The sequence below is a fragment of the Marmoricola sp. Leaf446 genome (assembly GCF_001424755.1).
In the GTDB taxonomy this organism is placed as follows: domain Bacteria; phylum Actinomycetota; class Actinomycetes; order Propionibacteriales; family Nocardioidaceae; genus Marmoricola.
This window is the reverse complement of record NZ_LMRF01000001.1, coordinates 908379-918902: the sequence shown is the minus strand read 5'-3', so window position 1 is coordinate 918902 and position 10524 is coordinate 908379. Positions and strand designations below refer to the sequence as shown.

At 73.5% G+C, this 10524-nt stretch carries 8 protein-coding genes; 5 read left to right on the top strand and 3 right to left on the bottom strand.

Going from position 1 to position 10524, the window contains the following annotated elements; genetic code table 11:
- The first annotated feature begins 401 nt into the window (after window positions 1-401).
- Together ASG49_RS18865 and ASG49_RS18500 are read left to right on the top strand one after the other, a co-directional pair.
- Window positions 402-956 (top strand): hypothetical protein, encoded by a 555-nt coding sequence (locus tag ASG49_RS18865; RefSeq protein WP_056537473.1) that lies wholly within the window; start codon window positions 402-404, stop codon window positions 954-956.
- Between the two features lie 5 nt (window positions 957-961).
- A complete protein-coding gene (locus ASG49_RS18500) occupies window positions 962-1657 on the top strand; it encodes a lysoplasmalogenase (protein ID WP_056537470.1) in 696 nt (231 codons plus the stop codon).
- 123 nt (window positions 1658-1780) lie between these two features.
- On the opposite strand, the gene ASG49_RS04260 is transcribed toward ASG49_RS18500, so the two are convergent.
- Window positions 1781-2305 (bottom strand): LysM peptidoglycan-binding domain-containing protein, encoded by a 525-nt coding sequence (locus ASG49_RS04260; RefSeq protein ID WP_056537467.1) that lies wholly within the window; start codon window positions 2303-2305, stop codon window positions 1781-1783.
- Window positions 2306-2586: 281 nt separating this feature from the next.
- Between ASG49_RS04260 and lexA the strand changes: the two genes are divergently transcribed.
- Window positions 2587-3342 carry a transcriptional repressor LexA gene (gene lexA, locus ASG49_RS04255; RefSeq protein WP_056537464.1) on the top strand — a complete coding sequence of 252 codons (756 nt, stop codon included), beginning with the start codon at window positions 2587-2589 and terminating at the stop codon, window positions 3340-3342.
- A gap of 57 nt (window positions 3343-3399) precedes the next feature.
- The gene (locus tag ASG49_RS04250) at window positions 3400-5514 is read left to right on the top strand and encodes a M12 family metallo-peptidase (RefSeq protein WP_056537461.1); all 2115 of its coding nucleotides are present in this window, start codon (window positions 3400-3402) and stop codon (window positions 5512-5514) included.
- A gap of 49 nt (window positions 5515-5563) precedes the next feature.
- On the opposite strand, the gene ASG49_RS04245 is transcribed toward ASG49_RS04250, so the two are convergent.
- Window positions 5564-7492 carry an ATP-dependent DNA helicase gene (locus tag ASG49_RS04245; protein WP_082533910.1) on the bottom strand — a complete coding sequence of 643 codons (1929 nt, stop codon included), beginning with the start codon at window positions 7490-7492 and terminating at the stop codon, window positions 5564-5566.
- Window positions 7493-7695: 203 nt separating this feature from the next.
- Between ASG49_RS04245 and ASG49_RS04240 the strand changes: the two genes are divergently transcribed.
- A complete protein-coding gene (locus ASG49_RS04240) occupies window positions 7696-9519 on the top strand; it encodes a BCCT family transporter (RefSeq protein ID WP_082533770.1) in 1824 nt (607 codons plus the stop codon).
- On the opposite strand, the gene ASG49_RS04235 is transcribed toward ASG49_RS04240, so the two are convergent.
- The gene (locus tag ASG49_RS04235) at window positions 9516-10502 is read right to left on the bottom strand and encodes a DUF2207 domain-containing protein (RefSeq protein WP_056537453.1); all 987 of its coding nucleotides are present in this window, start codon (window positions 10500-10502) and stop codon (window positions 9516-9518) included. The two genes, ASG49_RS04240 and ASG49_RS04235, sit on opposite strands and share 4 nt — an antisense overlap.
- Between the last annotated feature and the right edge of the window lie 22 nt (window positions 10503-10524).

Genomic DNA, 10524 nt, shown 5'->3' with positions numbered 1-10524 from the left:
GCAACGCCCACGGCCTTCCCGGGGGCAGCGAAGCGGTTGCGCGCGTTCGTTCTCCGACCAGTTCGAGACGGCTGGCGAGTCGCAGAACTGGATCCGACAGCATGACGCAGTACATCGGTGCTCTCCTACTTGCTTTGGTGATCGCACTCGGCCCTAGTGCTTCCCAAGCCGGACGAGATCCGGTATCACCGGGCGACGACGCTTTCGACGTTCTGCTGAAGGAATCGGCGGGCGGCGCGGCAATCAAGGGCAGCGATGTTGCGGGAGCAGCGCAAACTCGCCCTTCTTCAGCCGTGGTCCCGCAAGTGCGCTATGAATACCGCTCCCCTTGCGACACCGGCGTCGGCAACCCGAGTACCGGAGCTGGTGTGTGTCCCGCCAGCCCGTGCCCACCCGGCAGCGTGCAGTACCGCCAGTGGCAGGTCGGCGTCGGTGGCGAGACGCCGCTGGGGTTCGTGTGCTCTGGCAACGGCGCTCCCCCGGCCGTCGCCGCGGCCGCACCCGCCCCGCCGCAGGTGACCGAGGCGATGGTGCTCGAGGCGTTCCGGCGGGTGCCGGTGCCGGAGCTGCGGTCGCAGAGCCAGCCGGGCGACAAGACGCTGGTCAACTTCGACACCATCTTCTTCACCGAGGCCGAGCCGCTGACCCGGGACGTGACGATCCTGGGGCAGGACGTGCGGTTGCAGATCGAGCCGAGCGAGTTCACCTGGCTGCACGGCGACGGCACGAGCACCACCACCAGCACGGCGGGGGCGCCGTACCCGTCGAAGGAGATCGTCCACCGCTACGCCGACGCCCACGTCACCGTCGAGCACCGCGTCGTGGTCACCTGGACGGCGCAGTGGTCGCTCAACGGCGGGCCGCTGCAGCCGGTGGACGGCACCGTGACGACCACCGGCCCTACGACCGCGCTGCGCGTGGCCGAGGCCAGCCCGTCACTGTCCGGCCAGCGCTGAGTCCCGTGTCGACCGCGACCGCACGGACGCTGCGCCGTGGCTACGTCGCTCTGGCGCTGGTCGACTCCTGGGCCGCAGGGAGCCGCACGACCAGCGCACGGCGGCTGCGACGGGTCACCAAGCCGCTGCTCGTGCCCACGCTCGCGACGGCGTTCGTCGCCGATCCCCGCGCCGCCGGGTCACCACTGCGGCGCAGCACCCTGGCCGCCCAGGCCGGCGGGTGGGTCGGGGACGTCGCGCTGCTCGGGCACGGTCGCCGCTCGTTCCTCGGCGGCGTGACGGCCTTCGCCATGGGTCACGCGGCCACCCTGCACGGCCTGCAGCATCTGGCCGGTCCCCCACCGCTGCGGGAGTCGTACGGCGCCCGTGCCGCCGCAGGCGTGTGGGTCGCCACCGCCCCCCTCCTGACGTACGCCGCGGCCAGACGCGACGCAGCCCTGGCCGCGCCCGTCGTGTCGTACGCCGCCCTGCTGGCCGGCCTCGCCGCCCGAGCCGGCCACCTCGACGCGTCGCTGCCACCGCGGTCACGCCACCTCCTCGCCGCCGGAGCCTGGACCTTCCTGCTCTCGGACACGCTGCTCGCCACCCGCACGTTCGTGCTGGAGGACGCCTCGCCGGCCCTGGACAGGGCCGTGATGCTGACCTACACGGCGGCCCAGCTGCTGCTGGCCGAGGGCGCAGCGCGCGCCCGAGCGGACTGAGCGCGCCGGAACGCACCGACGGGGCGGAGCCAGTGGCTCCGCCCCGTCGCTTCCCCCGTGCGTCGACCCGGGTCGAGGAGGTCGTCGCACGTCATGCCGGCCCGTGGCGGACGGGCCGATGACTCAGCCGCGGGGGACGGCGAGCTTCTGGCCCTCGGCGATCGTGGCCGTGGGCAGCGAGTTGAGCTCCTGGATGCGGTAGACCATGTCGCGGACCTCGCCCGGCTCGGCCAGCGAGGAGGCGATGCCGTAGAGCGTGTCGCCCGGCTGCACCTCCACCACCCGCACCGGAGCCGGCTCGCCGCTTCCGAGCGAGGCGACGGCCCAGCTGCCGCCGAGCGCCACCATGGTCGCCAGCACGAGCCCGAGGAAGGTCAGGGTCACCGTGAGCCGACCACGACGGGTCAGGCGCACCGGGCGGGCGACGTGGACCTGGCGCTGGGGCTCCGGGACGGGGGCGACGAGCCGCGCCGCGGGACGAGCCGTGCTCGGGACGTCGAGGACGCGCAGGGCCGGGTCGTCCTGGCCGACCGCGGGGACCGGGGCGGTGAAGTCGAACGAGGAGGCGCTCGCACGCGGACGCGGGACCCGGACTCGGGCCTCGGTGGACGTGCGGGCGGTCTCGCGGGTCATGCTCAGCGTGCTCATCGATCAACCTCTTTCGGGGAAGTGCCGGGTCGGGCGACCCGGCGCGGTCGGCGACCCCTGCCGGGTGCTGGAACGATGTCTATCCGCGACCACCGACAACCGGATCGTCAGCGGGTTCGAAGAGACGTTCGATCGAACACCTGTACGACGGTAGGGCACGCGGACCCCCGAGACAAGCATTTGGTCGAACACGCGTTCGCACACGAGCCAGGCTCGCGCCGCGACACGCGGTTCGAACAGGTGTTTGAAGTGGTGGTCCCGGCTGGACTACGGTGCGGCACATGGCGACGCGAGACGCACAGACCCCCGGTTCCTCCCCCAGCACGAAGGGAGGCACCGTGTCCGAGCTGCCCGACGCGGCCCCCGACGTCACCGGCCTCACCCCTCGCCAGCAGCGCATCCTCAACGTGCTGCGCGAGTCGATCGAGAAGCGCGGCTACCCGCCCAGCATCCGCGAGATCGGCGAGCTGGTGGGCCTGACGAGCTCCTCCAGCGTCGCCCACCAGCTGCGCGTGCTCGAGCAGAAGGGCTTCATCAAGCGCGACCCCAACCGTCCGCGCGCACTCGAGGTCTTCATCCCCGAGCTGATGGCGGCCCGCCGCGCGATCGCGAGCGCCGACGAGTCGCCCTTCGACCCCACCGGAGCCGGCGACAGCATGCCCGAGGCGACGATGGTCCCGATGGTGGGTCGCATCGCGGCGGGTGGGCCGATCTTGGCCGAGGAGCGGGTCGAGGACATCTTCCCGCTGCCGAAGTCCCTCGTCGGCGACGGGACGCTGTTCCTGCTCGAGGTCTCCGGCGACTCCATGGTCGACGCCGCCATCTGCAGCGGTGACTACGTGGTCGTGCGCCAGCAGCCCAACGCGGAGAACGGCGAGGTCGTCGCGGCCATGCTCGACGGCGAGGCCACCGTGAAGACGCTGCAGAAGAAGGACGGCAAGGTCTGGCTGCTGCCGCACAACGACGCCTACGACCCGATCGACGGCACCTACGCCACCATCCTCGGCAAGGTCACGGCGGTCCTGCGTCGGATGTAGTTTGTCCGATATAGGCGTTTAACCCCGAGAGTCCGTATTTCGGGTGACCATGAGGGGGTGACCCCCCGCGCACGTCGTCTGATCGCCCTCGGCGCCACCACCGCCGTGGCTGCGGCCGTGCTGGCCCACGGCGCCGACAGCCTGTCCGTCCCGGACTCCCGCACGGCGATCACGGCACCCTCCGTCCGGGTCGCCGAGCCGGCGGACCCGGCGGTGAGCTCCGCGGCTGCCGACGGTCGCCGTGACCGGGGAGCGGCACGGCGTGCCCGCGTCGCCGAGGCACCCGCCCAGGAGCCCGCCACCGACCGGCCCACCGGCGACGAGCCCGCCAGCGACCAGACGGCCGGCGACCAGACGGCCGGGGACCGGACCGGCGCCACGAGCACGCCACGCGCGGTGCGCGGTCCGCAGGCGTCCGGGGTCACCACCGACCGGGTCCTGCCCCGGACGCTCACCGGCCGCGAGGTGCTCGCCTCCCACCGCGACCTCCTGCCCGAGCTGGCCCGCCGCAACTCGCGCTCGACCGCGGAGCTACGCGACCTGCTCTCGCAGGACGAGACCGTCCACCTGGTCTCGGCCGGCTACGTCTTCTACGCCGAGCCGCAGGCGCAGGAAGCGGCCGTCGAGGGCACCACGGGCCAGGTCCCGCTGACCGCACTGTTCCCCCAGGCACAGACCTTCGCCCTCCACAGCCGACCGGGGTCGACGCGGACCGTCTACCTCGACTTCGACGGCGCCACCGTCTCCGGCACGGCGTGGAACGACGCGGGGAGCGACCACCGGCTCCCCTCCGGGACCTGGAAGGGGTGGGACAGCAACGGTGACGCGACCACCTTCAGCCTCAACGAGCACGCGTGGGTGCAGCACGTGTGGCGACAGGTGGCCGAGAGCTTCGCCGCCTTCGACGTCGACGTCACCACCGCCGACCCCGGTGCGGCCGCCCTGCGACGCGAGACCGAGTCGGACCCGACGTACGGCACCCGGGTCGTGTTCACCAGCGACACCTCGGCCAACGACCAGGCCTGCTCGGGCTGCTTCGGGCTGGCGATGGACGGCTCGTTCGGCGAGGTGGACCCCGCGGGGTTCCGCAGCCCGGCCTGGGTCTTCGCCGACAACCCCGCCCTGTCGCCCGTGCTCACGGCCCAGGGGGCCGCCCACGAGGTGGGCCACACGCTCGGCCTCTCCCACGACGCGACCGCGACCTCGACGTACTACCGGGGCACCGACGGCTGGGGCCCGCTGATGGGTCTCTCGGCCATGCGCGCCGTCAACCAGTGGAGCCGGGGCGAGTACGCCGGCGCCAACAACCCCGAGGACGACCTGCAGGTGATGCAGGAGCACCACCTGCCGCTGCTGGCGGACGACCACCCCGAGGAGCGCACGGCCGCGACCGCCGTCAGCGGTGACGGCAGCACCACCGCCCGGGGCGTCATCACCTCCCGCAGCGACGTCGACACCTTCCGTCTCGACCTCGGGTGCGACACCACCGTGCAGGCGGCCGCCAAGGGCATCGGCGCCCAGACCGCGCTCGACCTGAGCCTGGAGCTGCAGGACGCCGACGGCAGGAGGCTCGACCTCGCCTCACCCGCCTCCGGCTACCGGATGGACACCTACCCGCTGGGTGGTCTGCTCTACCCGGTGTACGTCTCGACCGGCATGGACGCCACGGTGACCCGCACCCTGACGAGGGGCACCTACTACCTCCGCGTCGACGGCGTCGGCAACAGCAGCTCGGCGACGAGCACCTACTCCGACTACGCCAGCATCGGGAGCTACACGCTGACCACCCACGGGTGCGGCACCACCGTCCCGGCGCCGACCCCCACGCCCACCCCCGCGCCCGCCTCGCCCGTCGTGCTCAGCCGTCCCGGCGCCCCGTCCATCGGTGCCGCCTCCTCGGGCTCCGCCGGCGGCACCGTGAGCGCGACCGCGCGCTGGGCCGCCCCGCGTGTCACCGGTGGGCAGGCGATCCTCGGCTACCGGGTGCGGGCCTACAAGCTCGACTCCCGCAACCGGGTGGTCCGCACCTACACGACCGGTCGCACGGCGGCCAACGTCCGCGCGCTGGTCTACCGGCTCCCCCAGGGCCGCTACACCTTCGTGGTGACGGCGGAGAACGGCCTCGGCGCCTCCCCCTGGTCGTCGCGATCGGTGATCGTCACCGCCCGCTGAGCGCGACCCGGCCGCGTACGGCGTGGCTCCGCGGCAGGTCCGGCACGGGTCAGGCGCCGGCCAGGCGCCTCAGGGCCTGGCGCACCACCGCCGGGTCCTCGGTCTGCCACATCGGGGGCAGGCTCGCCCGGAGGAACGAGCCGTAGCGCGCGGTCACCAGCCGTGGGTCGAGGCAGGCCACCACACCCCGGTCGGTGGTGGTGCGGATCAGACGCCCGGATCCCTGGGCGAGCAGCAGCGCCGCGTGGGTGGCGGCCACCTGCATGAAGCCGTTGCCGCCGCGCTGGTCGGCCGCCCGCTGGCGCGCCGACATCAGCGGGTCGTCGGGTCGCGGGAACGGCACCCGGTCGATGATCACCAGCTGACAGGTCTCCCCCGGCACGTCGAGGCCCTGCCACAGGCTGAGCGTGCCGAAGAGGTTGGTGTGCGGGTCGCCGACGAACTGCCGGGCCAGCTCGGGCAGCTGGGCCTCCCCCTGGGCCAGGGTGGTGAGGTGGGGCAGGACCTCGCGCACGTGCTCGGCGGCGGCCTCGGCCGCACGGCGGCTGGAGAACAGGCCCAGGGTGCGGCCGTCGGCGGCGTCGACCAGCTCGGCGATCTCGTCGAGGTGGCGCTGGGTCAGGCCGTCGCGGCCCGGCTGCGGCAGGTGGCGGGCGACGTAGAGGATCGACTGGGCGCGGTAGTCGAACGGCGAGCCCACGTCGAGCGCCTCCCACGGCTGCACGTCGTCCTCGGCCCCGTCGTCGGTGTCCGCGTCGACGGGGGTGTCGGCGGTGACGCGCTCGCGGGGCCACAGCCCCAGCGAGGTGGCGACCGCGTCGAAGTCGCCGCCGAGCCGCAGTGTTGCCGAGGTCAGGACGGCGGTCTTGTCGACGAGCAGGCCGTGCCGCATCGGCATCGCGACCTCGAGGGGTGCCACGTGCAGCGAGCGACCGCCGCGCACGCGGTCGCGCTCGGAGACCCAGAGCACGTCGCGGTCGGAGCCGGCCGCCATCCGCTCCGCGGTCGCGAAGAGCTCCTGCGCCCAGCCCTTGGCCTGGGCCGCGCCGGGGTCCGGCACCTCGCCGGAGCCGATGGCGGGCTCCTTGGGCAGCGCGGAGACCAGGGCCCGGGCGGCGTCGCGGACCAGCTCGAGCGCGTCGGCGAGCGCCTGCGGCGGTCGGTCGACGCGGCCCGGCTCGACCGTGAGCAGCGCGTCGAGCAGGGCCTCGCCCGCGTCGCCGAGGTCGTCGGCCTCGTCGCCCTCGACCAGCCGGGCAGCACGGCGGGAGGTGCGGTCGACCTCGCTGGCCGAGAGCTCGTCGGTCGCCGCCTGGGTGACGCGGGCGACCAGCTCGTGCGCCTCGTCGACCACCACGGTGTCGTAGGCCGGGATCATCGGGATGCCCTCGATGGCGTCGATGGCCAGCAGCGAGTGGTTGGTCACCACGACCCGGGAGCGCTGGGCCCGCTCGCGCGCCAGCTCGGCGAAGCACTCCTGGCCGTAGGGGCAGCGGGCCGCCCCCAGGCACTCGCGGTGGCTGACGCTCACCTGGCGCCAGACCCGGTCGGTGTGACGCGGCGCGTGGTCGCGCTCGCCGGTGCCGCCCGAGGACGACTCGTCCTCGACCCACTCCCGCAGCGCGAGCACCTCGGCCCCGAGGGACCCCTCGGGCAACGAGGCCGCGTCGAGCAGCGCGCCCTGGTCGTCGGGCACGCCCTCGCGGACCCGGTGCAGGCAGGCGTAGTTGGAGCGGCCCTTGAGCACGGCGAACGAGGCGTCCTCGCAGCCCGGCTGGTCCTTGACGGCCTCGACGAGGGCCGGCAGGTCGCGCTCGACGAGCTGGTGCTGCAGCGCCAGGGTGGCGGTCGCGACCACCACCCGGTCGCCGTGCAGGATCGCCGGCACGAGGTAGCCCAGGGACTTGCCGGTGCCGGTGCCGGCCTGCACCAGGAGGTGCCGCCGCTGCGACATCGCACGGGCGACCGCCTCGGCCATCGCCACCTGCCCGGGCCGCTCCTGGCCCCCCAGCGTGGCCACCGCGGCGCCGAGGACCCCGCGCACGCCCTGCTCCTCGACCACCGGAGCACCTTATGCTGGTTGATCGCTCGTCCCCGGTCACCCCCTGGTGGGCTGTGGAGGACGGGCCGCCTCACGGCAGCTCGGCACCACCCGTAGACCTGGAGAAAGAGGCACTCGGCATGGCCACGACCACCACAGAACCCACCGCGAGCGGACCCGAGAGGGATCCCCGCGACGGCCGCCACGACGTCGTGGACGCCGTGTCCACCAGCCCCGACCTCGTCGCCCGCGCGGCGCAGACCGGTGAGCACCCGGCGCTGGAGAGCGTCGTCGACGAGCAGGACCACGGCTCGGGTCTCGACAAGGTGGTCTTCGGCGTGACCGCCGCCATCAGCCTGGCCTTCCTGGTCTGGGGGTTCGTCTCCACGGGCTCCCTGACGTCGGTCTCCGACACGGCGCTGACCTGGGTCACGACGTACACCGGCTGGCTGTTCGTGTTGACCGCGACGGCCTTCGTGGCCTTCGTGATCTGGCTGGCCATGGGCCGCTTCGGCGACATCCCGCTCGGCAACGACGGCGAGAAGCCGGAGTTCAGGACGGTGTCCTGGATCGCGATGATGTTCTCGGCCGGCATGGGCATCGGCCTGATGTTCTACGGCGTCAGCGAGCCGCTGTCCCACTTCGTCACCCCGCCCCCCGGCACCGGGGCGGCCGGCAACCCCGAGGCCGTGCAGCACGCCATGGCGACCACGATGTTCCACTGGACGCTGCACCCCTGGGCGATCTACGCCGTGCTGGGCATCGCGATCGCCTACAGCGTCTACCGCAAGGGCCGCCCGCAGCTGGTCAGCTCGGTCTTCACCCCGCTGTTCGGCCGCCGCACCACCTCCGGCCCCGCCGGTCGGGTGATCGACATCCTGGCCATCTTCGCCACCCTGTTCGGCTCGGCGGCCTCGCTGGGCCTCGGCGCCCTCCAGATCGGCTCCGGGCTCGAGATCGTGACGGGCATCGGTCGCGTCGGCAACGGCGTCCTCGTCGGCATCATCGTCGTGCTGACCATCGCGTTCATCTTCTCGGCCGTCTCCGGCGTCGAGAAGGGCATCCAGTGGCTGTCCAACACCAACATGGTGCTCGCGCTGACCCTCGCACTGTTCGTGTTCGTGGTCGGCCCGACGGTCTTTATCCTCGACCTGGTCCCCACCGCGCTGGGCTCCTACGTGCAGGACCTCGCCCAGATGTCGGCCCGCACCGAGGCCATCGGCGGCGACGGCATGGCCGCGTGGCTCTCCACCTGGACCGTCTTCTACTGGGCCTGGTGGCTGTCCTGGACGCCCTTCGTCGGCATGTTCATCGCCCGCATCTCCCGGGGACGCACCATCCGCCAGTTCGTCACCGGCGTGCTGCTGGTGCCGAGCCTGGTCTCGCTGGTGTGGTTCGCGATCTTCGGCGGCACCGCCATCCGGCTGGAGCAGCAGGGCGCCGGTCTCGGGGACATCGAGGCCGCCGAGAGCCAGCTGTTCGGCATGCTCGACCAGCTGCCGCTCTCCAGCATCACCGCCGTGCTGGTCATGGTGCTCGTGGCGATCTTCTTCGTCTCGGGCGCCGACGCCGCGTCGATCGTGATGGGCACGCTGTCCTCGCGCGGCACCATCGAGCCCAAGCGCGCGACCGTCATCTTCTGGGGTGTGCTGATGGGCGGCGTGGCCGCGGTCATGCTGCTGGTCGGCGGCGACGGGGGCGACGCCCTCACCGGGCTGCAGAACCTCACCATCGTGGCGGCGCTGCCGTTCGTGCTGGTGATGATCGTGCTGTGCGTCGCGCTGGTGAAGGACCTGCGCTCGGACCCGCTGATGGTGCGCCGCCGCTACGGCAGCGCCGCCGTCGAGCAGGCCGTGGTCGACGGCGTCACCCGCCACGGCGACGACTTCGCGATCGCGGTCGAGGAGAGCCCGTACGACGAGGAGACGCTGGCCGCCTCCGACCCGCGCAAGAGCGACTCCTAGACCGGTCCCACACGCTCCCGGGCGGCCCGTGCGGCGCCGTCCGGGAGCAGGAGCGGCAGGGCGGCCACGACGAACGCCCCCGGCACGAGCAGCACCAGCGTCCAGGGCGCCAGCAGCCAGGTGACCCCGGTGGCGAGCACCGCACCGACGACGAGCAGCCGCGTGCGCCGCGGTCGCGGGTGGGCGGCCAGCCGCGTCCCGGCGTACGACGTGGCGAGGGTGAGCAGCAGCACCACGACCGGCGGCCACCGCCGCTCCCCCAGTGCCGGCACCAGCCGCAGCGGCCACGGCAACCTCGCGAGCCCGGGTGCCTCGCCGTCGAGCACCGCGTCGACCCGCACCGCCTCCCCCACGGCCAGCCGGCCGGTGGCCACGACCAGGCCACGGTCGGCGACCCGGGGCCGGCACGCGGCACCGCCGACGGAGCAGCGCACGCGCAGCGGCCGGTCTGGCAGCTCCAGGCTGGTGCGGCTGCGCAGCACCGGCAGGCCCCACCCCGCCGGCAGCAGGTCGAGGCGCAGCCTGGCCCGGTCGTCGTCGTCCCCGGCCGTGGCCAGCACCCCGGGGACGGTCCAACGCAGCACGTAGACGTGCTCGCCGGTCAGCTCGCGATCGTGGTCGCCGAGCCGCGCGACGACCACGCCCGCCTCCCGCCTGAGCGCGACCTCCTCCGCCTGGCCGTCGCGGGTCACGGTCACCTCGCGGGGCGCTCGGACGCCGCGCACGGAGCCCGGGTCGCGGAGGTCGAAGCGTCGCTCCAGCCCTGCCGTCGGCCGGGCGAGGCTGACGGTCAGGGTCTCGGCGGCACGCAGCGTGCCCCGCCCGTCCACGACGTACGCCGCACGGTGGTCGGTCACCGTCACTCCGTCGTCGGCGGCCGGCACCTGCTCCGCCGGCCGCAGCACCGGGAGCAGCACCACCCACGCGAGCAGCAGGCCGGCCACCACGCGCAGGACCGACCCGGCGAGGCGGTCCCGGCTCATGCCGCGGATCCTAGGCGGCGCG

Bases quoted from the DNA above. Each gene is read 5' to 3' on its own strand.
- ASG49_RS04245 (WP_082533910.1), bottom strand. From the start codon at position 7,492: ATGGCCGAGGCGGTCGCCCGTGCGATGTCGCAGCGGCGGCACCTCCTG.
- ASG49_RS04240 (WP_082533770.1), top strand. From the start codon at position 7,696: ATGGCCACGACCACCACAGAACCCACCGCGAGCGGACCCGAGAGGGAT.
- ASG49_RS04260 (WP_056537467.1), bottom strand. From the start codon at position 2,305: ATGAGCACGCTGAGCATGACCCGCGAGACCGCCCGCACGTCCACCGAG.
- ASG49_RS04235 (WP_056537453.1), bottom strand. From the start codon at position 10,502: ATGAGCCGGGACCGCCTCGCCGGGTCGGTCCTGCGCGTGGTGGCCGGC.
- lexA (WP_056537464.1), top strand. From the start codon at position 2,587: ATGGCGACGCGAGACGCACAGACCCCCGGTTCCTCCCCCAGCACGAAG.